Genomic DNA, 23,547 nt, shown 5'->3' with positions numbered 1-23,547 from the left:
GTTTGACGTTACTAACGTAAGGCGATACTATGATTGCATCGTATAAAGATGAGGATACCGAACGCTTTGCCATGGGTGTGCGGGTCAGGAAGTTCGTGCCCTTTGAGCGTGTTGCGTTGAGGAAGATTCGCCAACTGCAGGTTTGTGCTTCGCTTGATGATCTTCGCGTTCCACCGGGCAACCGCCTGGAAGCTTTGAAGGGCGATCGTGCCGGGCAATATAGCATCCGTGTTAACGAGCGCTATCGGGTCTGTTTTGAGTGGAGACAGGAGATGGCTTGGAATGTCGAAATCGTCGATTATCACAAGTGATGAGACCTCGGCCGATTTGCTGTCGCCAGTGACTCCTGGTGAGCTTCTCAAAGAGGAGTTTCTTGTTCCCATGGGCATTTCTCAATATCGCCTTGCGAAAGAGACCGGGATTCCGGCTCAGCGTATCGGGCAGATTGTCTTGGGAAAACGTCGCGTGACGGCCGACACCGACCTCCGTCTTTGCCGTTATTTTGGCCTGACGGATGGTTATTGGCTGCGCGCTCAGATGGCGTTTGACCTTGAGGCCGAGAAAAGGCGGATCGAACCGGAACTCGATAAGATCGTTCCTGTTCAGCAGGCCATCGCACTGTAGTGCTCAGAGATGATGGGGGTGGCGCGGCGATGAAGCGACGCCGACAGTCTGCCGTATATAGTCCGGGTGGATGCGGGTGCGGTTTGCTGCTGCTTCCGGTCATCGCTGTGAGCATTGGCGTGATGTTTGCGCTTGCTGGGCTTGCCGCGGCGGCGCTCGTGCTGTTTATCACTGCCATCGGCGTGACGATTTGGCTCTGCCGCAATCGCGGGCAACGCCGTGCCGACGGTAAAACCAATGTCGGCTGGGTCGTCTTTCTGATCATTGCGTACCTGCTGAGTGTCAGCTATCTTGTTTTCTTTGTCCTGTTGATGATCAGTGCTTTTACCGGGGAATCCGTCACGGTGGGTTGATCACTGCTGGCAGACGGTCGCGCAAAGTGCGTTTGCTCGGCGTTTGGATAACTGCATTGGCCGTTTACCGCAACCTTAGCTCTCAGCTAATGAATTCAAGTTCAATCCTTCCTACGATGTGCTGTGTGCCGGCACGGTAGCCGGATCGTAGGAAGGATGAATAATGGCAAAAGAGGGAAAGAAGCCGATCGGCAAGATTGTCCTAGGCATCATCGTGGTGCTGGTTATTGTCGGTGCCGTGGGCTCTATGGGCGGCAACTCAACCGATTCGTCTGCGAGCGATTCGGCAAAACCTGCCGAGACGACACAGCAGGCTGAGGAGCAAAAAGAACCGCAAGAACCGTATACCATTGCTGACGAGGCTGAAGATACTTCCAATCAGTTTACCTATAAGATCTCGGGCACGCTGACCAATAACACGGACAAGGAAAAGAGCTACATTCAGATTGAATATGTTCTGTATGATGCCGATGGCAACCAGGTTGGAACGGCTCTTGCAAACACCAATCATCTGAAGGCGGGCGGCTCCTGGAAGTTCGAGGCGCTGGGTACGGTGTCTCCCGACCAGGTTGCTAGCTGGGAGCGTTCGGACGTAAGCGGTTTCTAGCATGTTGCATGCACTGGGGGAGGTGAGGTCGTATGCCCGATAAAAAGCTGACTGACGAGTTACTCAATGAGCTTCTCGACGCGCCAAACATCGATGGCTATATCAAGGAGCACGACTTTGCCACCCCGTCGCTTTCGGACTACCTGAAGCAACTGCTGCAGGAAAAGGGCTTGGAGCGCTCGCGCGTGGTTCGTATGGCCGATCTCAATGAGACCTTTGGCTATCAGATCTTTACCGGTGCGCGTCATCCGAGTCGCAATAAGGTGCTGCAGATTGCCTTTGCGATGGCGCTGACGCTCAAAGAGACTAACCGTGCGCTGACGGCTGCCGGGGTAAGCGTCCTTAACTGCAAGGACCGTCGCGATGCGATCATCATCTTCTGTATCGATCGCGGGTGCAGCCTCCAAAAGGTCAACGAGGAGCTGTATCGCTTTGGCGAGGAGACGGTGAGTTAGCGGCTGATATCTGAGCCGGCGGAGCTGCCGAACAACGATGCAAACGAACGGGGCGCGGATGCCATGGGGTGTCTGCGCCCTGCGCTATGATGGAGGCTATGGATAATCAGACCCCAACATATTCCGATGATGAGCTGACCGCAGCGCTTGCCGAGCACCTGGCGTCGCTCGATCGTGACGACAGCTATCGCGTGGAGCGTGTACTTAAGCGCTCGTCCGTTGAAACAACCGAGCTTGTGTACTTTGAAGGAACCGGCGGTGGTTCGCTCGGCCCCTTTGTCCGTAAACGCATCGATGCTTCGGCTCAAATCGGCGGGGCATACGAGCGTCTGTTTGCCGCTCAGCGGGCAGGCAGGCGTTTTGAGCACCTGCCCAGAATCGTCGATTGTCGTCGTGTGGGCGACGAGCTCAACGTGGTTATGGAATACATCGAAGGGGAGACGCTCGGGGTGCTGGTGTACCGTCTGGGAGCCACCCCCGATTATGCGCGTGAATTGTATCCTGCCCTATGCGACGCCGTGGGCGAGCTCCATGCCGGTTTTGCAATGGCGGGGGAGACGTCGGTGCCGGTGATCCATCGCGACCTCAAGCCGTCGAATATCATCGTGACAGGTGCCAACTATACGCCTGATGACGGCCTGACGTTTTCATCGCTGGTGATTATCGACTTGGGGATCGCGCGCGTATGGCGCGATGGCGCCGATGCCGATACCGTCAAGTTTGGGACACGGCCCTATGCGCCGCCCGAGCAGTATGGGTTTGGGCAGACGAGCGTGCGAAGCGACGTCTACGCACTTGGCGCCCTGTTGTTCTTCTGCTTGACGGGAGTCGACCCTAAACCAGGGCTCGACATGCGCGAGCAATGCGAGGCGCGCGGCATTCCCACTCCACTTGCCGATGCCGTCTGCATGTCGATGGCGCTCGACCCGGCCAAGCGTTTTGCGAGCGCGGAAGCGTTGGGACGGGCGACGCGCGCGGCATACGATCTAAGTCGCCCCGTGCGGCCTCCTGCGCCTGTGCTTGTCCGTGCTCCGGCCTCGGAGACGGCGTTGACGCCCCAAGGGCTCCAGAACCCCACAGGGCTTCCTAGGCCTGCCGCCTCTGTTGCATGCGGTCTGCTCTCTCGCGTTCCGGAGTCTCTGGGGCGTATTTGGAATACGCTCGTCTGCTTCTCACTGCTTGTGTTCTTTGCCGGAAGTCACTTTGCCGTCTTTCACCCCACGGGAGCAAACCAAAGCTACCCGACGTGGCTTCTCATAATCGAGTATTTTTTCTTTGTCGATGGCCTTATGGTGCTTATGCATTTTGCGCTGCTCGATAAGCGCCGTCTTCGTCGGCGATTCGCACTGCTCGACAGCTATCGCGGCAAGAAGCTCGCGAAACTCTGGCTCAAGGCATTGGGTGTGCTGCTCCTATGCATGATCGTCATAGTCGCGGTTGCCAATGCGACCGGCGTCGTCGATACCTCCGCTACCTAAAAGAAAAGGGCCCCATTGGGGCCCTTTGCAGTTGCACTTAGATGCGGTTCATCTGAGCGGCGACTTTGTTGTACCAGTCCTGCCACGTGGGCGGGCAGTACTTTTTGGCCGCTGCCGGGGTAAGGGTGGAGCCGTAGTTGGCGCCCAGATAGGCGACGTGAGCGGAGATGCCCTCGCTCCAGCTGCCAAAGCTGCGCCAACCGCCGCCACGGGCACTCCAGCCCCAGGCGTTGTAAGAATTGGCGCAATAAGCACCCTTGGTGCTCTCGATGCAGGCGATGGCGGGGGACCAACGGGGGTCGACACCGGTATTCCAAGCGGCGACGGCAAAGTTGTAGCCCTGGCCTGCCATGGGGGAGCCGGCGAGATAATTGTCGATGCGGCCCGTCCACTCATTAATGAACGAATCGTAATCGGAGCTACCGGTATTGGCGTTGTTCACCGTGGTGTCGATGGTGGTGTTGGTGTTGGTGGCCTGGCTGCTGGAATTGCTGCCGCTTACGCCCTCGCCCGAGAGCTTCTCGGCGGCAGCGGCCTTATCGGCCTCAAGCTTGGCAAGTTCGGCGGCATTTTCCTGCTCGGCTTTTGCCTGTGCCTCGCTGCGGAGCTGCTGGGCCTGAGCTAACGCATCCTCGGCGTTTTTCTGCTCTGCCTCAAGCTGAGACTTGGCCTGCTGGAGCTCGGCCTTGTTCTGCTCGAGTTCGGTTTGCATGTTATTGAGCTGTTCGATCTCGTCGACGCTCGAGCTCGTGATCTGGTTGGTGTATTTGCAGGTCGTGATGAACTCACCCAGGCTCTGCGCATTGACCAGGAAGCTCACGATGGGATTGGTGCCCTTCTGATACTTGTACAGATCGCGCATGGCAGAGCTTGCCTTGGCCTGCTGCTCGGGAAGCTTGGCCTCGATTTCCTCGATGCTTGCCTCATTGGAGTCAATCTGCTTTTGCAGGTCATCGAGTTTGGTGCGGGCGTCATTGTAGGCGCTCGTGGCGGCTTCGATCTTCTGCTGGGCTGCGGAAAGCTGGTCCTGCGTTGCCTGCGAGGCGGCATACGCCGCAACGGGGGAGAGCATCGGTGTGGCCGTCAGCGCAACGGCGAGCGCGGCGCTCGTGATGATACGAGCCGGCTTCGACGCAATGAGCGCTGCGGTGCGATGATTCGAATGCTGCATCCAGTCCCTCTGCAATCAATCGTAGGTTATGATTCGAACGGTATTCTACTACTGCTTTCGACCTCAACTTGAACCTTAAAGGTTCCAAAGGGTCAAGTTGAACTTGAGGCTTTGGCTTTGACCTGCAGTTATGATGAATTGTTGAGAAACCATAGAGTTCAACTTTAACGTTACGGGAGCCTGTTTAAGAGGAGTTTGGGGCTGTAAAAGCTATCTCAACGTGGGGTTTTACAACTACAAGATCCCATCGCGGTGAGCACGGCCTTTATGCTGGACGATTACGTCGATTGCCATAGATACGGTGGAGCTTTGGGCGCCGGCGGCTTGGCACGCTAGAATAAATCAGTTGCGCAAAGACCGCCCGTTGTGTGGGCAGTTCATGATAGGAAGTTTCCATGGCATTGCAATTTACAGAGCGCGAGTTCATTCCCGTGCTGCTCGGTGGCGACATCAACGCCTATTCGGTGGCGCGCGCCTTCTACGAGGAGTATCAGGTCAAGAGTCTGGTCTTTGGCAAGTACCAGACGGGTCCCGCGTACCGCAGCCAGATTATCGACTACACGCCCAACGTGGATATCGACACCATGCCCGTGATGCTCAAAACCGTCAACGGCATTGCCCAAGCGCATGCCGACAAGACGATTGTCCTTGTGGGCTGTGGCGACAACTATGTTGCCCTCGTGGCTCAGGCCAAGGATGCCCATGAGTTGGCGGATAACATCGTCGCGCCTTACGCTCCCTATAGCATGCTTGAGCAGTGCCAGAAGAAGGAGATCTTCTACGAGCTGTGCGAGAAGCATGGCGTGCCCTATCCGCACACGTTTACCTTTACCAAGGCGATGCTCAATGCCCAGGGTGAGGCGCCTGCCGAAGTGCTCGACCAGATCGATTTTCCCTACCCGATGATTCTGAAGCCTTCTGACGGCATCATGTGGTGGCAGCATGAGTTCGAGGGCCAGAAGAAGGCCTATGAGATTGCCGACCGCGCCGAGCTGGAACAGGTCATTCGCGATTCGTATGCCAGCGGCTACACCGACGATCTGATCTTGCAGGATCGCGTGCCCGGCAACGACGAGTACATGCGCGTGCTCACCAGTTATTCCGATCGCAACGGCAAGGTGCGCATGATGTGCCTGGGCCATGTGCTGCTCGAGGAACATCAGCCTCACGGCGTCGGTAATCACGCCTGTATCATTACCGAGCCCAACGACGAGCTCATGGGCGGCGTGCGCAAGTTGCTCGAGGACCTTCACTTTGTGGGCTATTCCAACTTTGACGTTAAGTACGATGAGCGCGACGGCTCGTTTAAGTTCTTCGATTTCAACACGCGCCAAGGTCGCAGCAACTACTACGTCACTAACAGTGGCTTTAACGTTGCCAAGTATGTTGTGGACGAGTATGTGTTCAACCGCCCGTTTGAGCCGGAGTTTGTGACGGCGCAGGACGAGGCGCTTTGGATGGTCGTCCCCATGGGCGTCGTCGACAAGTACGTCAAGGATCCCGAGCTGCGCGCTAAGGTGCATCGCCTGGACAAGGAAGGCAAGGGCGCCGACCCTTCGTTTATGAAGGGTGACTTTGTCTTTAATCGCTGGCTGCGCATGTGGCACACCAAGCTGCGCCACTTTAAGCTGTTCATGACGTATTACAAGTAGATGAGTGCGGCGCCCGTCCGGTTTACATCGGGCGGGCGCGGGTATGATACGCGCAATTGCGCAAGCGTCACCAAGGAGGCGGCGATGGAAAAGCTGGGAGTTATCGGCGGCATGGGCGCCGAGGCCACGTCGTATTACTACGACCAGGTGGTGCGTCATACGGCTGCTGCCTGCGATCAGGAACATATCGACATGGTGGTGCTCTCCAAGTCGACCATGCCCGACCGCACGCTGGCCATTAAGACCGGCGAGCATGCCAAGCTGCTGGCGACCATGAAAGAGTGTGCCCAGGCACTCGAGTCGCTGGGCTGCGCGCACATTGCCATTCCCTGCAACACGTCACACTACTTCTACGACCAGATCCAGTCGTTTACGAAGGTGCCGATTATCCACATGCCGCGTGAGTCGGTGCGCTATGCTCTGGCCGGTGCGGTGATGGGGGAGTGCGAGTTCGATCCCAACCTGAGTATGCCGGCCGAGCCGGTGCACAAGATTGGCATTATGGGAACCGATGGCACCGTGGGCGCGGGCGTCTACGGCCGCGAATGTAAGGCTGCGGGTGTTGAGGTTGTCTATCCCAGCGATAAACGTCAGAACGATGTGATGTCGCTTATCTACGATGATGTGAAGGCCGGACGTGAGCCCGATATGGATAAGTTCGACCGCGTGATGTGGGAGTTCGCCCGTAGCGGCTGCGACCGCGTCATTCTGGCCTGCACCGAGCTATCGGTGCTGCAGAAGTACCGAGAGATGCCCGAGATTACCCTCGACGCCATGGATGTCCTGGTGCGCGAATCCATCATCCGCAGCGGCGCCCCCTACCGCCTCTAGCTGCCGACCTGCCAAAAAGGGACAGGTTTATTTTGGTAGGTTTTATCTGGTGAAACAGTAAAGGCCTCGGCTCGTTTGGTGCGAGCCGAGGCCTTTTGCGTTGGGCGGTTGCTGTCGGTGGTGAACTAGAACAGGAAGCCGATGGCGATGAGGGCGATGCTGACGATGAGCACGGCGATGTCCAGGCCCTTGATGGGGTAGCGCTTGTACGAGCTGGCGCGTGTACGCAGATAGAAGCCGCGCTGTTCTGCCGCCAAGGCTGTGGCATCGGTCTTGCCCACGCTCGAGATGAGCAGTGGCACGCACAGTGGCAGCATGAGCTTAAGCTTCTTGATGGGGTTCTTGGTGTCGTACTCGACGCCGCGTGCGGTCTGCGCCTCCATGATGGCGTTCATCTCCTGACCAAACACCGGCACAAAGCGCAGCGCCGTGGTAAAGGTGAAGGCATAGCGATACGGTACGTGCAGCACCTCGACGCAGGCGTTGGCAAGGTCGTTGAGCTTGGTCACCATGAGCATGAGGATGAGTGGTAACGCCACACCCAGTAGGCGCAGACAGGCCTTCGATCCTGTGATGAGGCCCGTGTCGGTGATAAAGCCCCACACCACGTTGCCATCGCGCATAAAGGCCAGCTGGAGCACCAGCATGATAAGCGCGAGCGGGATCAGCAACTTGAGCAGCGAGAACAGACGGTCGACGACGCCGGCATAGGCACCCAGCGCAAGGGTGAGTGCCAAAAAGCCCAGCAGCGCTACGTAGGTGTCGGACAAGAAGATGCCGACGATGATGGCGGCGGCGAGGCCCAGTTTGACGACGGGGTTCAGGCGATGCAGTAGCGTATCGCCCGGCATGTAGTCGATGACGTTAACCACGGTGGACCATCTCCTTGGTAATTCGAACGACATCGGTGACCTCGCTCACCTGTGCAAAGGCGGGAGAGACGGAGGATGCCAGACGACGAGAAAGCTCTATGACCTGAGGTGGCTCAACGTAGGCTTGCTGCATGAGCTCGCAGTTCGAGAACAGCTCGTGCGTGCGGCCGCGCTCGAGGATGCGGCCGTCGGCCATCACCACGATGTGCTCGGCAAAGTCGGATACGACTTCCATATCGTGGCAGACCATGATAACGGCGCAACCGCGCTCGGCCATGGTGCGCACTGTTTCCATGACGGTCATGCACTCGCGGTAATCAAGGCCGCTCGTGGGCTCGTCGAGCACGACGATCTTGGGCTCAACCACTACGACGGAGGCAAGCGCCACCATTTGTCGCTGACCGCGCGAGAGCGAGAAGGGCGCCTCGTCGGCCGGCAAGCCAAAGCGGTCGATGACGAGCTGGGCGCGACGCAGCGCCTCGGCACGGTCGATGCCGGTAAGCTCCAAGCCAAAGGCGACCTCGTCGAGCACGGTGTCCTTGCAGATTTGACGGTCAGGGTTTTGGAAGAGGGTCGCGACCTCGCGGGCAATGCGGCTCGTGGGGACGGTTGCGGTATCCAGTCCCGTGACGCGCACGCTGCCCGAGGCGGGCTTGAGCAGGCCCGTGAGCAGCTTGGTGAGCGTGGTCTTGCCGGCACCGTTCTGGCCGACGATCCCCACGAGCTCGCTAGGATAGAGCGTCAGGCTAAGGTCGTGTACGGCGGCGCCGCCATTGGGATAGGCAAACTCAACATGGTTGAAGGTGAGTACGGGTTCGGCGTCCTTGGCATGAGGACGCAACGACGGTGCATGCGGGGACCCGGCGGGTGCCTGGGCTTCGATGGCCGCGTGTGCGGGGTCGACGATGCCCGAAATCAGGCGCTCGGCCTCATCGACATCCAAGCAAGGGGTACCGCTTACCAGGCCATCAGCCTCGAGGCTATTGAAGATGCGCGTGACGCGAGGGCAGTCGACGCCGATGGCACGGAGCTCGTCGGTATGCGCGAAGACCTCGTGTGGCTCGCCCTGCAGCGCGATTTCGCCATGGTTGAGCACGAGCACGCGGTTGCAGTACTCCGAGAGCAGGGCGACCTTTTGCTCAACGACGACGATGGTGATTCCAAGTGCGTGGTTTGCCTCACGCAGCGTCTCGAAGACCAACGTGGAGCTGGCGGGGTCGAGTGCCGCGGTGGGTTCGTCGAGAACCAAGACGCGCGGACGCATGGCGAGGATGGCGGCGATGGCAACCTTTTGCTTCTGGCCGCCCGAAAGCGTGGCGATCTCGCGGTCGCGCAGGTCGCTGATGCCGACGGTCTCGAGCGTCTCGCTCACACGTTGCTCGATCTGGTCGTGGGGAACGCCAAAGTTCTCCAGGCCAAAAAGCATCTCGTCCTCGACGACCGAGGCGACCATCTGCGTGTCGATATCCTGCAGCACACTGCCGACGATTTGCGACACGTCGGTGAGCGAGACTTCGCAGGTGTCGTGGCCGTCGACCATGACGGACCCAAAGAACGTGCCGGTGTAGTGGTGGGGCACGGCGCCCGACAGACAGGCGGCAAGCGTGGACTTGCCGGCGCCCGAGGGTCCGACGATGCCGATGAAATCTCCCTTGTTCACGCTGAGCGAGATGTGGCTGAGCGCCTGCTCGGTCTGCGTGCCATAGGAGAACGAGACATCGTCGACGTTGATGATCGTTTCCATGGATACCTTTCATAGTCATTGGGGACGTTCTTACATGACTAGTCGTTTAAGAACGTCCCCAAAAGCTAGTCGTTTGGGACAGTCTTTGTTGGTGGAGTGCGGAGACGGCTTTACGAAGGACCCCAGGTTAGCGCGAAAGAGAAGCGAAACGTACTTGGGTACGCGAGCGACGAATGAACGCCAAGATGGGGTGGCTCGTAAAGCCGAGCGGGTTAGTTGAGCTTCAGGGCCTTCTGGATGGGCAAGTAGAGGGCGCCGACCAGAATGGCGTTAAAGACGGCGGTCATGGCGACGACGGGCAGCATAGCGGCGGCGAGCTCGCCGACCACGCCGAGCATGGCCATCTTGATGACCATGAAGATGACGCCGGAGACAAAGGTGGTCAGGAAGGTTGCGACAATGGCGATCGCGGGCTTGACCTGACCGTTCTTGCCGGCGGCGTTGACGATGCCGGCCATGAGCATGGCGGCGATGCCCTCAGCAGCAAAATCGACGAACGGCGAAGTGGTGGTGATCTGGATCACGGCAGCCGAGATGAGGCCAATGACGAGCGCCTGGCCGATGTTGGGGCGAACGACCAGGATGGTGAGGCAGAAGGCCGAGATGATGAACTCGGGGCTGATCATGCCGCCCGAGATGCCCGAGATTGTCTTGCCGACGGTGAAGTTGAGGATGAAGCCGGCGGCGAGCAGGATGGCGAGCAGGACGAGGGCGCGGACATCGAGTTTGCCGCGGTCGGCAGTCTGGACGGTGCGGGGCTGGGCGGCGGTGGTGTTCTGAGACATGGTGAAAATCCTTTCGGAAGGGGAGTGCAAGAGAAAAGCGGAGGCGCGTGATGCGAATGCAATCGGGCTCGAGATAGAAAAAGGCCCCCGGTCGAAACCGGAGGCCTTCCAATCACCTAGAGCGCAAAAACAGGCGTGAGGGACTCACTGTCGACCGATCGTATTCGCATCACGCCACCACCAGTTGTTGAGAGACGTCATCGTGTTCTTCATGTCGGTGGCTCCTTTCGTGATGCCATAGTACGGTCGCACCTAGTTGCTGTTGCGCTGCACTATAGCACAGCAAAGTGTGTGCGGGGAAATCTTTTTTGAAAAGATTTCAGGCGGGTTTCCCGTCGGTCAAAAGGCGGGTTAAGCGGGCGAGGCTGCCATCGCTGCCTTGCCCGCTCGGCTAGGACATGAGGGCCTTAGGCCTTCTTGCGACGATAGACCACGTAGGCGCAGACACCGATGACGACGACGGCGCCAACGGCCATGGCGGCCATGTTGTTGCCCTCGGACTTCTCCTCGGTGACCTCTTCCTCTTCGGCCTCGGGCTCGGCCACGTCCTCATCGGAAAGGGCCTCGTCGGCGTAGGTGATGGACTCGACCAGGCAGTCGTTGTCGGCATCGTAGTCACTCGGGACGAACTCCTCGGAGAAGTCGCCCTCCTGGAGGTAGTCACGCATCTCCTCGAGCATGGCCTTGCACTTAACATAGGTGTTCTTGGTTGCAGCCTTGCCGGCCTTGTTGGCTAGGGCGGTGCGGGCTTCGGTGCCTTCTTCGGCCTGCATGGCCTCGTCGACGGTCAGGTTCTGCTCGATGAGTTCCTTCTGCAGGGCGTCGAGATAGGCGCGGACGCCGGTGGCGCAGTGGTCGCGGTTCTCATAGGCGAGCGTGTTGATGTCCATGAGGACGTAGTTGATGGAGTTCTTGGGCTCCTCGTTGTTCACGACGTCTTCCTCTTCGCAGTGATCGAAGGAGACATCCTGATCGCTGAAGTAGGGGCTGACCTCGGTGAGCAGTGCGGAGTAGAGAGGGATGGCGACGGAGAACTCGGCGTTGGAGAGCATCTCCCACTGAATGGTCGCGATCTCGGGATCCATGCCGTGACGGATCTGGAAGGTGTGGATCTCGGTGTTGCGGTTGGAGCCGATGGCATAGGCGCCGTCGGTGTTGGCGTTGAGGCCGGCGACATTCTCGCCGCGAGCGGCGAAGGAACGAATCATCTCAAAGGTGTTCCAGTCGGACTTGCCGGGCTGGAAGAACAGCGGCTGCATCTCGTGGACCAGGGCGCCGGTCGTCGCGCGAGCGTCTTCGCGCTCGTCCTTGACGATCTCGTAGTCGGTGCCCTCAGCAAGCGGAGCCATGAAGTAATCGCGACCCTGGATATAGCGCGACCACTGGTGCATACCGGCCTCGCTGATCTCCTCGCCGTAGGTCTTGGCGACGTCGAACTTGCCGTCGGTGTACTCGGCAAAGCCCTTCTCCTTAGGCATGGACTCAATGCCCTCGGAATGGAGACAGTTCTCAGTGTCATCGAGGTCGACGTTATAGGTGAGGTTGCCGATGTTGGGGTTGAGCGAGGCGATATCATCGGCGAGCTTCATGGCAATCCACTGATGGCCGGAAAGCGCGGCGAACAGCCAGGTCTCGGTGCTGTCGGCGATGATGATCTGGTCGTTGGAGCAGACGCCCTGCTCGTCAATCAGGCTGCCGATGAGCTCGACGCCCTCGCGGGCCGTGGCACTCTCGCCCAGGATGACGCTGGCATAGCTGTACTCGCCAATGCCAGTCTCCTCGGTGATGGGGTCGGCCTCTTCGGCCTTCTCGTTATAGGAGGTGCTCAACGTGGCAGAGCAGGAGACGCCCTTCTCGTTGATGCCTGCCTCGGAATATGCGTCGTAGCGATCTTCCCACTGTGAGGGGTTGTCGCGAACGAAGGTGTAGCGGTAGGTTGCGCCCTTGGACTTGTACTCAAAACCGGACTCGACCGAGGTGTACTCGTTGCCGTCCTTGTGTGCGGGCTCAATGCCAAAGTGCTTGACATAGCGCGGACCGAAGTCCTCGGAACGGCCGTAGTACGTGTTGCCGTCTGCCGTGAGCTTGCTGCCCATGTAGATCTGGGTGCAGGCGAGTGCCGAAGTCGGCATGGCCATGATGGCCGCTGCTCCAAACGCAAGGCCGCAGCCGAGCTTTTTGAGCGTGTTGACAGGATGAGTAAACCTCATAATCCCTCCCAACCGTTGAAACCCCGCGAAACCGTGCAGGATTTCAGCTAATAAATACATCTATTAGCCTAAAGGAAGTGTAAAGAGTATTCATTCGACAACAGCTTTTACTCGATGAGCGTGAAGAAATATACGATGAACGGATAATAATACTCATTTTATGGCTTTAGTTAAATAAAGGCACCCTGCATTTACTGTAGCTGAATAAAGCATTAGACGGCGGTCAAAAAGAAAACTCTCCCGCTGTTTAGGGTTTGCATAAACAACGGGAGAGACGATAATTGGATGAATATCAGACCAATGTGGAATTACTTCTTTCGGCGGTGAATCACGTTGATGGCGTAACCGACGAGCATGGCCAAGACGATGACAATAAAGCCGATCAGGGGATTGTCGTTCATGGGGTCCTCCTATTTACCAAGCGGTGAGAATTCATCGACGATGAGGTCGAGGCATTGCGGAAGTGCGCGGGCACCAAAGACGCCCGAGTTGCTGGAGATGATCTCGCCATCGAACTGCATGCCCAGCGACGGGGTGCAGGTGATCTTGGCTTCCTTGGTCTGGATGATCTTGAACTGCGGGCGCCCGAGTACCTTGCCGGCGGGGTCGAGTGCGGCGGTGATCACAGTCGGTAGAAGCTGCACAGTTTTTACGGGTTCGATGACCGCAATGTCGACCATGCCATCGTTCATGCGGCAGTCGGGGAACAGGTTGATGTCGTTTTGGATGACCGAGGTGTTGCCGGCCATGCAGCAGATGCCGTCGAGCTCCTCGACAATGCCGTCGTGCTCAATAGTAAAGTGCGCCACCGTGGGGTTGGGCGTGGCGAGCGCGGAGAGGAAGTAGGCGATCTCGCCGATGTCGTTTTTGGTGGGGGCGGCCTTCATCATGATCTCGGCGTCGAAGCCCGAGCCGGCAATGATGATAAAGCCGTGGCGCTTCTCGTTGCCGTCCTCGTCGAGCCAAAAGAGCTCGCCCATGTCCACTTTGACTGTGCGACCGGCGCGGCAAGCCTTGGCAAGCGCCGCTGCCTCGGGGGCATTACCGATGTTGTTAAAGAACAGGCAGGCCGTACCGGAGGGGAAGACGAGCGTGGGGACACCGCACCCGCGCATCTGGTCGAGCACGTTGGAGACGGTGCCGTCGCCGCCCGAAACGACCACGCGATCGAATTCGCGCACGTCCGCCACGGCATCCTCGGGTTCCATACCATCGCCGATAAAACGCATCACGACCTCGTCGCCGCCCTGCGCGAGGGCGTGCGTGAATGCGTAGATTTCATCTGAGCTGGGGCCCGATGCCGGGTTGTGGATGATAAGGCAGCGCATACTTACGTTCCCGTTCTGTGACTAACCGAGTATAGTTGTAAGGCAATGCCGATATCCTACCCGTGTTTTTCGGGCCTAACCTTATTCGATGGGTTGATATGTACATTTCCACACATCAGGCTCTACTCGACTTTTGCCAGCGCGCCCGTGAGTTCGACGCGATTGCCGTCGATACCGAGTTTTTGCGCGAGCGCACGTTCCACCCGCGCCTGTGCTTGGTCCAGATTGCCACCCCTGCCGAGAGCGTAGCGGTCGATCCTCTGGTAATCGACGACCTATCGCCGCTGGCCGAGCTTATGGCCGACGAGAGCGTGACCAAGGTCTTCCACGCCTGCTCGCAGGATATGGAGGTCATGCTCCATACCGTGGGCGTGCTGCCGCATCCGATTTTTGACACGCAGGTGGCCGCCGCTTTTTTGGGCGAGCGTCAGCAGATTTCCTACGGCGCACTCGTGCAGACGTTTTGCGGCGTCTCGCTGCCCAAGACCGAGTCGCTGACCGACTGGTCGCGTCGCCCGCTGACCGATAAGCAGATTGAGTACGCGATCGATGACGTAAAGTACCTGATCGTCGCCTATACCGAGATGATGAGCCGCCTGCGCGAGCTGGGTCGTGTGGACTGGGTGCTCGACGAGCTGCGCCCGCTGGCTGACGAGTCGCACTATCGCGCCGATCGCCACGAGGCGTTCCGCAAGGTCAAACGCATCAATTCGTGCAGCCGTCACCAGTTGGGCATCGCGCGCGAGCTCGCCGCCTGGCGCGAGGACCGCGCCGAGCGCCGTAACATCCCGCGCAAGTGGGTTATGTCCGACGACACGCTGCTTGCCCTGGTTAAGCGCAATCCCGTGCGCGTTGAGGAGTTCCGCAGCATCCGCGGCACCGACCAGCTGGGGGAGCGCGACGTGGACGGCGCGCTCATGGCCATCAAGCGCGGTGCGAGCTGCCCGCACGATCGTCTGCCGCTCATGGTGCGCGGACACCGTCAGATCTCGCCGGAGCTGGAGAGCGTGACAGACCTGATGTATGCGCTCATTCGCCTGGTTGCCGAGCGCTCGGGCGTGGCGACCTCGGTCATTGCTTCGCGCGATGACCTGGCCGACTATGTTGAGCATCCTGAGCAGAGCCCCCTGCGCGAAGGCTGGCGCTTTGAGCTTGTGGGCTCGCGCCTGGACGATCTGCTCTCGGGCAATATGGGGTTGACGGTCAAAGATGGCAAAATTGAATTGCTATAAGGAAGCCTAGTCTGCTGAGTGGGTAGAATGCCTCCAACGTGTAACTCGATTCGGAGGAATTCGTATGCCCTATTACTATGGATACGGCTTTGGCATCGACCCGCTGTACCTGCTGGTTGTTCTTGTTTGTACGGTGCTCGGTCTTGCCGCGCAGAGCTATATCAACTCGACGTACAAAACCTGGTCCAAGGTTCGCTCGGACGGCGACACGGGCGCTGCGGTCGCGCGCCGCATGCTCGACGCCAACGGCTGCAATGCCGTGGGTATCAAAGGTGTCGCCGGTGAGCTCACCGACCACTACAACCCGCAGGATAACAACCTGTACCTCTCGGACGCCAACCGTTCGGGCGGCTCGGTTGCAAGCGTTGCTGTCGCTTGTCACGAGGCAGGCCATGCCGCGCAGCGTCAAAGTGGCTATGCCATGATGAGGGTGCGCACTGCCCTGGTCCCGGTCGTCAACTTTACCCAGAACACCTGGACCATCGTGCTACTCATGGGCCTGTTTATGAACATCGCGGGACTCACGACCCTCGCGTTGATCTTCTTCTCGTTTAGCGTGCTGTTCCAGCTGGTTACGCTGCCGGTCGAGATCGATGCCAGTCGCCGCGCCGTGGCGTATATTGAGCAGTCGGGTATGAGCTCCAAGCAGGTCAACGGTGCCAAGAAGGTACTGACGGCCGCCGCGCTTACCTATGTTGCCGCAGCGCTCACTTCGATCATTCAGCTGCTCTACCTGATGGCTCGCTACAACAGAAACTCCAACCGATAACAAGTTGGCTTGACAGGCGCCGTGGGGATTTGTGTCCCCGCGGCGCTGTACTATGTGTTGGACTTGAATTAGCGCAGGGCCGGAGCCCATGTGCACGATGACGAAAGGGGGCTGCGTGGCAGGCTGGAATCTAACCGGCAATGCCGTTTCCGCCGAGTTCGACGGTTTGGACGACCAAGAGCGCAAGGAGCTCAGCGTGAGCCAAGCGGTGGAGATCGCCGCCGGCGCGCTCGATGCCATTCCGCAACTGAGCGTTTTGGGCGAGGTCACGGGTTTCCGTGGCCCCAATGCCCGAAGCGGCCACTGCTACTTCCAAATCAAGGACGACTCGGCGGCCGTCGACTGCATCATCTGGAAGGGCGCCTACCTTAAGCGTACCTTCGATCTGCGTGATGGCATGCAGGTGAGCTTTAAGGGCAGCTTCAATCTCTACAAGCCTACGGGTCGCATGAGCTTCGTTGCCCGCTCGTTCTCGCTGGCGGGGGAGGGCCTGCTGCGTCAGCAGGTGGCTCAGTTGGCCGAAAAGCTGCGTCGCGAGGGCCTGATGGATGAGACGCGCAAGCGTCGCATCCCGGTGTTCTGCTCGCGTGTGGCAGTCGTCACCTCGCTTTCGGGTGCCGTAATCGACGACGTCAAGCGCACGCTGCGCCGTCGCAACCCGCTCGTCGAGCTTGTCTGTGTGGGCGCCAAGGTCCAGGGCGAGGGTGCGCCGGCAGAGCTTATTGAAGGCTTGCGCCGCGCCGCTGCCATTACGCCGGCACCCGATTGCATCTTGCTGGTGCGCGGCGGTGGCTCCTTCGAGGACCTCATGACCTTTAACGACGAGGAGCTTGCCCGTGCGGTGGCAGCCTGTCCCGTGCCTGTGGTGACGGGCATTGGGCATGAGCCCGATACCTCGATCTGCGACATGGTGAGCGACCGTCGCGCCTCCACGCCAACGGCAGCGGCAGAATCGGTGGCGCCGGCTATGACGGAGCTGGCAGACGTGCTCGAGACGCGTCATCAGCGTCTGGGCGCTGCGATGGCTTCGATGATCGGGTCGGATCAGGTCGATCTGGAAATGCTCGACCAACGCGGCCGTCGTGCCTGGGACACCTATACGGCTCGTCTGGGCGACGCGCTCGATGCAGCCGTGTGCCGCCCGTGTCTTAACGATCCAACGTTTATGGTCGAGCGTCGCGAGTCCGAGCTTGCCCTGACGGCCGATCGTCTGTCTGGCGCCATAACGCGTTCGGTCGGGTCATTCCGTTCCGACTTCGAGCGTCTGCCCGAGCGCTTGATCGCAAGCACCTCAGGGCTCGATGGCAAGCGCCATGCTCTCATGCTCGCAAGCTCCCGTCTAGAGCATCAGGGGCGCACGATGCTCAGCAAGCCAGCGTCCGACCTGGGCCGTGCGGCGGCTTCGCTCGATGCCCTGTCGCCGCTCAAGGTACTTGCCCGCGGTTACTCCATCGCGTACAGCGACGACGGTGTGGCCACGAGCGCCAAGACCTTTAAGCCCGGCGACGCCATCCGCGTGCGCATGGCAGACGGCAACGTGGCGGCAACGGTCGATACGGTCGAGTAGGCCGCGTTTCATAGCGATAAACCTTTAGGAAAGGAAACAGATATGGCAGAGAAAACCCCGGTCGAGCAGCTTACGTACAAGCAGGCTTCGCAGGAGTTGGAGCTCATCATCCGCAGCTTGGAGTCGGGCGATATGGAGCTCGAGGAGTCGCTCGAGAGCTATACCCGCGGCGTAGAGCTCCTCAAGAGCCTGCGCACCCGCCTGTCCGATGCCGAGCAGAAGGTCTCGGTGCTTCTTAAGGACGTCGACGGCAACGACGTGCTCGCCGACGGCGAAGCCGCCAACACCGACGACAGCCTCTCGTTCTAACCATCCCGACCAAATATAATTACCTTGGTCTGTGAGAAAGGAACCAACCATGTGCGATTGCATCTTCTGCAAAATTGCCAACCACGAGATCCCCTCGACCGTTGTCTATGAGGACGACCAGGTCATCGCGTTCGACGACCTCAATCCCCAGGCGCCGGTCCACACGCTCGTGATCCCCAAGAAGCACTACAGCGACATCGCCGACAACGTACCGGCCGAGACCATGGGCGCCATGGCTCACGCCATCCAGGAGGTCGCTAAGGCCAAGGGCTTGGAGGACGGTTTCCGCGTCATCTCCAACAAGGGCGTCAACGCCGGCCAGACCGTCATGCACTTCCACATGCACGTTCTCGGTGGCAAGAACCTGGGCGAGAACCTCATCTGAGGGCGCGTAGGCCGTCGACTTGGCTGCCTTTGGAGTAATCTATGCAGCTTTCTCAACTCGAATACCTTCAAGCTGTAGCGAACTATGGCGGCGTGCGCAAAGCAGCTCGCGCCGTTCACGTGAGTCCGCAGGCCGTTTCGTCGGCAATAAAAAAGTTGGAATCTGAGTATCAGATTGTTTTGCTCGACCGATCGGCGGGGGAGGCTGTTTTGTCTCCGGCGGGCAGAGAATTTGCGCGTCGTGCACGCGTGATCCTGGCGCAAGTCGACGATCTCAAAAAGTACGCTCAATCGGGGAACGGCGGCGTTTCGCCCGACGGCCATTTCCGTCTTTACGCCCCCGGTCTTCACGGGCGGGGGCGCCTTTTTTCCGAAAACTGGTACGACTCGTTTGAAAGCTCGCACCCTCAGATTCATCTTGATGTGTGGCATCAGCCAACGGCAACATGCTTTGAATCACTTATACTTGGAATTTCGGACGCGGCTATCTCGTTTGAGGAACCACGGGACAACGTCCTTTCTTCAAAATATATGGGTGAAAAGGAGCTCAGGGTTCTTTCATGTCCAGCTGGTCATCAATCTGTTGACGCTATGACCATTCGTGAGTTACTGGGCGGCAGGCTCGCTGTTCCCATTAATTTGTCACCCTGTCTCAATGCAATCAATCAATGTCCCGAAGCTCAGCTGGTTAATTTCCGCTTTCGCGATGTCGAATACGGAAGCAGGGCGCAGGCTGAGTTTCTTCAAGCCGGGGGATTGATATTGAGTTTTTCTGGCTCTTCTCTCGCATCGGATGGATCGGAAGTGAGCGAGTGCTCCATTGAAGCCTCACATGACGTAGCCCTGCCCATCTACTTTTGCTATCGACAAAATGCCTGGACCGATCGACACCAGACGGTATTTCTTCACCTATTGCGTCATCTCGCTTCGTGAGGCCATTTGGCCTCGTGTCGTCAAGTGAATGTTGACGCCCTGCAACACATAGCTGACAGCTTTGCCCTCATGCTTTTCCAAGATTTCGATTTAGATTGCTGACTCTTGGAGGGCGGAGCATGAAAAACCGTACGGTTTTGCTTTATATGACGTTCGTTTTTCTGTCGAACTTCAGCACCATTTTGTATTTTCTGACGGTTTACCTTGAATTCGTCGGATTCTCGATAGTGGCGATTTCTAGCATGATGATTGCATATCAAGTGAGCAAGTTCATCCTCGAAGTTCCCACTGGCTATATTGCTGATAGGTTTGGACGAAAGACAAGCGGTCTCGTTGGCGTCGTGGGGATGCTTGGATACTACGCCGCCCTGCTTCTCGTCCGTTCCCCTCTGCTTTTAATCGGTGCGTTCGCTCTCAAAGGTTTTGCCGTTGCATGTCTGAGCGGATCCATAGAAGCGATTTACATTGACAGCGTCTCTCAGGACCAGCTCGTAAGACTTAATGTCTTTGAGCGATTTGTTTTCTATGCCTCTTATGCCATCTCCGCTTGCGTGGGCGGTTTCATTTCGTCTGTCGGTGCATATCTCATTGGTCTTTCGGCAGATATCATCGCAATGGTGTTGACGTTGGTTGTTGTTGTCTGCATTCCTGAGATGCGAAGAGGGGGCACTGCGGGGGCACCTGAGCGTGGAATTAGCCCGAAGATGATCGGTGCCGCTATTGCGTGTAATGGCATTCTTCGGTCAGCGTTCATCATGGACTGTTCTCAGGCATTTGCCTTCGTCGCTCTGGAAGACTTTTTCTCACTGTTGCTTGCAGGCCGCGGAATGAATGCCGTCGCTTCGGGCGTGACCATTGCGGTCCAGCTCCTTGCCTCCGCCTCCATAGGGTTTATTGTGCCCAGTGTGATTGCTCGTGTCGACAAGGGCCGTTTTGCGCGTATTTGCGGCATCATTCGCTTAGCATTGACAGCTTTGTTTTTGATTCCCCTTACTCCGGCTAATTTGCTGCCCGTGTTCTATGTGTTGCAGACGGTCGCTTACTCGTTATTTGCTCCAATTAAATACTCAATTTTTCAAAATGCTGCTGATTCTTCGATGCGCTGTTCATTGATTTCGGTTCAAAGCCAGATGGTGGCGGTGGGTGCTGTTCTTTTCTATCTGCTCAACGCTGCGTTGAGCAGCGCTGCGGGCATTCGAGTCGTATTGCTTGTCGCGCTCGGGATTTCTTCTTTGGTGTATATTCCCGCGCTATTTCGTCTTACAAGCCAAAGGACATGAGTATTTAGGCACCGATAACTTATATATCAACGCCAATAAACCCGAGCGCGAGGGCGTTTGGGTTTATTATTGAAGCGTATGTAACCTGGCGGCGCCACACCGCCTGTTAGTAGGGAGACACATGAACGTTCTGGTCGTCAACGCGGGATCTTCGACCCTTAAGTATCAGGTCATCGACACCAAGTCCCACAAGGTGTCCGCAAAGGGCTCCTGCGAGCGCGTCTGCTTTACCGGCGGTACCTTCACCCACGCTGCTAACGGTTCCAAGAAGGTGACCGAGAACATCGAGTTCCCCGACCACAAGGTCGCCATCGAGGTCGTCCTGAAGGACCTCGAGGCCAACGGCGTCAAGATCGAGGGCATCGGCCATCGCATCGTTCAGGGCGGTTGGTACTTTGGCGATTCCTCCCTCGTCGACGAGGACGTTCTCGCCAAGATCCGCGAGGTCGCCCCGCTGGCGCCGCTCCACAACAACCCCGAGGCCAACGTTATCGAGTTCTGCCTGGAGCAGTATCCCGACCTGCCCAACGTCACGGTCTATGACACCGCTTTCCACTTCAACATGCCCGAGGTCGCCAAGACTTACGCTCTGCCCAAGGACGTTTGCGACAAGCTGCACATCCGTAAGTACGGCGCCCACGGCACCAGCTACCGTTACATCTCAAAAAAGGTCGCCGAGATGACCAACGGCGAGGCCCGCAAGGTCGTCGTGTGCCATATCGGCTCCGGCGCTTCCCTGTGCGCTATCGAGGACGGCAAGTGCATGGACACCACCATGGGCCTCACCCCGCTCGACGGCGTCATGATGGGCACCCGCTGCGGCTCCATCGACCCGGCTACCGTGTGTTACCTGCAGCGCGAGGGCGGCTACACCTTCGACGAGGTCGATGAGATGATGAACAAGAAGTCCGGCCTTTTGGCTGTGACCGGTGGCAAGACCAATGACTGCCGCAACGTCGAGGAGCTCGCCGCCGCTGGTGACCCCGAGGCTCAGCTCGCTTTCGACATGTTTGTCTACAAGATTGCCGCCAAGGCTGCCGAGATGGCTACTTCCATGTGCGGCATGGACACCCTGGTCTTTACCGCCGGCATCGGCGAGCACGCTCCGGCTGTCCGCGCTGGCGTGGCCGACCGTCTGGCCTTTATGGGCGTCAAGATGGACCATGCCCGCAACGCCCTGCGCGGCGACGGCGCTTGGTGCCTGTCCGCCAAGGATTCCAAGGTCAAAATCTTTGTCATCCCCACGGACGAGGAGTTCATGATCGCTTCCGACGTCGAGCGCATCGTCAACGGCAAGTAATTGCAAGAGGGGAGGGGCTGGACGACCGAGCGCCGTTCGGCCCCTCTTTTGTGCTCGTTGGGCGATATGCTTGATAGCTATTTATCAAGTTGTGATAACTTCTTATTAAAATGCGGCCGCCTTAAGGGGTCTGCGTCGACCGTATTGCACTGCAAAGGAGTCTCATGAACGTACTTGTTGTCAACGCCGGCAGCTCAAGCCTTAAATATCAGCTTTTGGATACCGATACCCGCGAGGTTTTCGCCAAGGGCAACTGCGAACGTATCGGTTCGGACATGGGCATCTTTGGCCACTCCGAGAACGGTGGCGCCAAGCAGACCGAGGAGGTCCCTTTCCCCGATCATCGCTCTGCTATCGCTCGTGTGCTCGAGGAGCTCGAGAAGACCGACTTTACGATTGATGGCATTGGTCATCGTATCGTTCAGGGCGGCTGGCACTTCGATGATTCCGCAGTTGTCGACGACGAGGTCATGGCTAAGATTCTCGAGGTGGCCCCGCTCGCCCCGCTGCACAACTACGGCGAGGCCGCGGCGATTGAGTATTGCCGTGAGAAGTATCCGGAGCTGCCCAACGTGGCGGTCTTCGACACCTCGTTCCACATGACCATGCCCGAGGTCGCCTATACCTACGCGCTGCCCAAGGACGTGTGCGACAAGTACCACGTTCGCAAGTACGGCGCCCACGGCACGAGCCACCGCTATGAGTGGATGATGGCCAAGGAGATCCTGGGTTCGCGCTGCCACCGTCTGCTTTCGTGCCATTTGGGTAACGGTGCTTCGCTCGCTGCTATCGAGGACGGCGTGTGCCGCGACACCACGATGGGCCTCACGCCGCTCGACGGCCTGATGATGGGCACTCGCTGTGGTTCCATTGATCCTGCCACCGTGTGCTACCTCCAGCGCGAGGGCGGCTACAGCTATCAGGAAGTCGATGACATGATGAACAAGCAGTCTGGTCTGCTTGCCATCTCGGGCATCTCCAACGACGCCCGCGACATCCGCACGCGCGCCTCCGAGGGCGACGAGCGCTGCCTGCTCGCCTTCGATATGTTCGCCTACAAGGCCATGCAGCAGGCTGGCTCCATGATCGCTTCCATGGCGGGCGTGGACACCATCACCTTTACCGCCGGCATCGGCGAGAATGACTGGTCGATCCGCAAGGCCTTCTGCGACTGCTTTGAGTGGCTGGGCGTACGTATCGACAACAACAAGAACCGCGAGGCCGTGGGCAACGGCCCGCAGGTCATCAGCGCCGCCGGTTCCGCCGTCACGGTCATGGTCATCCCCACCGACGAGGAATACATGATCGCCCACGACGTCGAGCGTCTGACCAAGAACAACTAACGCGTTCGCTTGCGATTGAACGAAAGGCCTCCTGAGCAGCAGCTCGGGAGGCCTTTTTGCTAGCAGGCGGAAATTCCAGTCCCAAAGTGATCACCACCAGCAACGCCTGCGCTCCCAGTAACGGCACCCGACCATTCAGATCCTCAGCTCCAGCTCGTAGCCAAGCCGCCGTCCACTCCAGATGCCCTGAATGCCACGTGACGGTAGAAGGCAGCGCAGGTTAACCCCTGAAAACACTCCGCAGACCAGAAACGCCCCCGTTCATAGCTCCGAAGGAGCAGAACGGGGGCGTTTCATTGGTCGAGGACGTTTTCAGGGGT

At 58.4% G+C, this 23,547-nt stretch carries 23 protein-coding genes; 17 read left to right on the top strand and 6 right to left on the bottom strand.

All coding sequences use genetic code 11. The features are described 5' to 3' along the window. The first annotated feature begins 29 nt into the window (after positions 1 to 29). The 6 genes from DW024_RS05700 to DW024_RS05675 all read left to right on the top strand — a co-directional run bounded on the left by DW024_RS05700 (position 30) and on the right by DW024_RS05675 (position 3,517). The gene (locus DW024_RS05700) at positions 30 to 311 is read left to right on the top strand and encodes a type II toxin-antitoxin system RelE/ParE family toxin (protein ID WP_117635415.1); all 282 of its coding nucleotides are present in this window, start codon (positions 30 to 32) and stop codon (positions 309 to 311) included. Then, complete coding sequence (locus tag DW024_RS05695) at positions 283 to 624, top strand: HigA family addiction module antitoxin (RefSeq protein WP_117635414.1); 342 nt, start codon at positions 283 to 285, stop codon at positions 622 to 624. Before DW024_RS05700 ends, DW024_RS05695 begins: the two co-directional genes overlap by 29 nt. Positions 625 to 707: 83 nt before the next feature. Further along, positions 708 to 977 carry a hypothetical protein gene (locus DW024_RS05690; RefSeq protein WP_117735768.1) on the top strand — a complete coding sequence of 90 codons (270 nt, stop codon included), beginning with the start codon at positions 708 to 710 and terminating at the stop codon, positions 975 to 977. Between the two features lie 163 nt (positions 978 to 1,140). Further along, positions 1,141 to 1,584 (top strand): FxLYD domain-containing protein, encoded by a 444-nt coding sequence (locus tag DW024_RS05685; RefSeq protein WP_118377187.1) that lies wholly within the window; start codon positions 1,141 to 1,143, stop codon positions 1,582 to 1,584. Positions 1,585 to 1,616: 32 nt separating this feature from the next. Beyond that, positions 1,617 to 2,039, top strand: coding sequence for an XRE family transcriptional regulator (locus tag DW024_RS05680; RefSeq protein ID WP_117757340.1), 423 nt, complete (start codon positions 1,617 to 1,619; stop codon positions 2,037 to 2,039). A 98-nt stretch (positions 2,040 to 2,137) separates the two neighbouring features. Then, on the top strand, positions 2,138 to 3,517 hold the full coding sequence (locus tag DW024_RS05675) for a protein kinase (RefSeq protein WP_158572167.1): 1,380 nt from the start codon (positions 2,138 to 2,140) through the stop codon (positions 3,515 to 3,517). A 37-nt stretch (positions 3,518 to 3,554) separates the two neighbouring features. Here DW024_RS05675 and DW024_RS05670 read toward each other — a convergent pair whose 3' ends face one another. After that, the gene (locus tag DW024_RS05670) at positions 3,555 to 4,688 is read right to left on the bottom strand and encodes a glucosaminidase domain-containing protein (RefSeq protein WP_118377185.1); all 1,134 of its coding nucleotides are present in this window, start codon (positions 4,686 to 4,688) and stop codon (positions 3,555 to 3,557) included. Positions 4,689 to 5,083: 395 nt separating this feature from the next. On the opposite strand from DW024_RS05670, the gene DW024_RS05665 reads away from it, so the two are divergent. Together DW024_RS05665 and DW024_RS05660 are read left to right on the top strand one after the other, a co-directional pair. Further along, the gene (locus DW024_RS05665) at positions 5,084 to 6,340 is read left to right on the top strand and encodes an ATP-grasp domain-containing protein (RefSeq protein ID WP_118377184.1); all 1,257 of its coding nucleotides are present in this window, start codon (positions 5,084 to 5,086) and stop codon (positions 6,338 to 6,340) included. Between the two features lie 84 nt (positions 6,341 to 6,424). Beyond that, positions 6,425 to 7,171: an aspartate/glutamate racemase family protein gene (locus tag DW024_RS05660; RefSeq protein WP_233541343.1), complete on the top strand. Its 747-nt coding sequence runs from the start codon at positions 6,425 to 6,427 to the stop codon at positions 7,169 to 7,171. 125 nt (positions 7,172 to 7,296) lie between these two features. Here DW024_RS05660 and DW024_RS05655 read toward each other — a convergent pair whose 3' ends face one another. From DW024_RS05655 to DW024_RS05635, 5 genes are all read right to left on the bottom strand, one after another. Further along, positions 7,297 to 8,043 carry an energy-coupling factor transporter transmembrane protein EcfT gene (locus DW024_RS05655; RefSeq protein WP_022094111.1) on the bottom strand — a complete coding sequence of 249 codons (747 nt, stop codon included), beginning with the start codon at positions 8,041 to 8,043 and terminating at the stop codon, positions 7,297 to 7,299. Next, positions 8,036 to 9,787, bottom strand: coding sequence for an ABC transporter ATP-binding protein (locus tag DW024_RS05650; protein ID WP_118377182.1), 1,752 nt, complete (start codon positions 9,785 to 9,787; stop codon positions 8,036 to 8,038). The genes DW024_RS05655 and DW024_RS05650 overlap by 8 nt, the downstream gene beginning before the upstream one ends. 212 nt (positions 9,788 to 9,999) lie before the next feature. Continuing rightward, positions 10,000 to 10,572 carry a hypothetical protein gene (locus tag DW024_RS05645; RefSeq protein WP_118377181.1) on the bottom strand — a complete coding sequence of 191 codons (573 nt, stop codon included), beginning with the start codon at positions 10,570 to 10,572 and terminating at the stop codon, positions 10,000 to 10,002. Positions 10,573 to 10,979: 407 nt separating this feature from the next. Beyond that, positions 10,980 to 12,782 (bottom strand): C69 family dipeptidase, encoded by a 1,803-nt coding sequence (locus tag DW024_RS05640; protein ID WP_158572166.1) that lies wholly within the window; start codon positions 12,780 to 12,782, stop codon positions 10,980 to 10,982. A 410-nt stretch (positions 12,783 to 13,192) separates the two neighbouring features. Then, entirely contained in the window at positions 13,193 to 14,110 is a 918-nt protein-coding gene (locus DW024_RS05635) for a diacylglycerol kinase family protein (RefSeq protein ID WP_117820686.1), read from the bottom strand. A gap of 98 nt (positions 14,111 to 14,208) precedes the next feature. Between DW024_RS05635 and rnd the strand changes: the two genes are divergently transcribed. The 9 genes from rnd to DW024_RS05590 all read left to right on the top strand — a co-directional run bounded on the left by rnd (position 14,209) and on the right by DW024_RS05590 (position 23,227). Next, the gene (rnd, locus tag DW024_RS05630; protein WP_118377179.1) at positions 14,209 to 15,342 is read left to right on the top strand and encodes a ribonuclease D; all 1,134 of its coding nucleotides are present in this window, start codon (positions 14,209 to 14,211) and stop codon (positions 15,340 to 15,342) included. 64 nt (positions 15,343 to 15,406) lie between these two features. Continuing rightward, entirely contained in the window at positions 15,407 to 16,111 is a 705-nt protein-coding gene (locus DW024_RS05625; protein WP_118377178.1) for a zinc metallopeptidase, read from the top strand. A 115-nt stretch (positions 16,112 to 16,226) separates the two neighbouring features. Next, a complete protein-coding gene (xseA, locus tag DW024_RS05620) occupies positions 16,227 to 17,678 on the top strand; it encodes an exodeoxyribonuclease VII large subunit (protein ID WP_369834738.1) in 1,452 nt (483 codons plus the stop codon). Between the two features lie 42 nt (positions 17,679 to 17,720). Continuing rightward, positions 17,721 to 17,987 carry an exodeoxyribonuclease VII small subunit gene (xseB, locus tag DW024_RS05615; RefSeq protein ID WP_117773930.1) on the top strand — a complete coding sequence of 89 codons (267 nt, stop codon included), beginning with the start codon at positions 17,721 to 17,723 and terminating at the stop codon, positions 17,985 to 17,987. 49 nt (positions 17,988 to 18,036) lie between these two features. Next, the gene (locus tag DW024_RS05610) at positions 18,037 to 18,372 is read left to right on the top strand and encodes a histidine triad nucleotide-binding protein (RefSeq protein ID WP_035137921.1); all 336 of its coding nucleotides are present in this window, start codon (positions 18,037 to 18,039) and stop codon (positions 18,370 to 18,372) included. 41 nt (positions 18,373 to 18,413) lie between these two features. Continuing rightward, on the top strand, positions 18,414 to 19,304 hold the full coding sequence (locus DW024_RS05605) for a LysR family transcriptional regulator (protein ID WP_118377177.1): 891 nt from the start codon (positions 18,414 to 18,416) through the stop codon (positions 19,302 to 19,304). A 119-nt stretch (positions 19,305 to 19,423) separates the two neighbouring features. Next, positions 19,424 to 20,584, top strand: coding sequence for an MFS transporter (locus tag DW024_RS05600; protein ID WP_118377176.1), 1,161 nt, complete (start codon positions 19,424 to 19,426; stop codon positions 20,582 to 20,584). A 121-nt stretch (positions 20,585 to 20,705) separates the two neighbouring features. Further along, positions 20,706 to 21,884, top strand: coding sequence for an acetate/propionate family kinase (locus DW024_RS05595; RefSeq protein WP_055252343.1), 1,179 nt, complete (start codon positions 20,706 to 20,708; stop codon positions 21,882 to 21,884). A gap of 164 nt (positions 21,885 to 22,048) precedes the next feature. Continuing rightward, complete coding sequence (locus tag DW024_RS05590; protein ID WP_117820680.1) at positions 22,049 to 23,227, top strand: acetate/propionate family kinase; 1,179 nt, start codon at positions 22,049 to 22,051, stop codon at positions 23,225 to 23,227. Positions 23,228 to 23,547 lie beyond the last annotated feature (320 nt).

The organism is Collinsella sp. AF37-9 (assembly GCF_003475115.1).
Lineage (GTDB): Bacteria > Actinomycetota > Coriobacteriia > Coriobacteriales > Coriobacteriaceae > Collinsella.
This window is presented reverse-complemented; position numbering and strand designations above follow the sequence as displayed.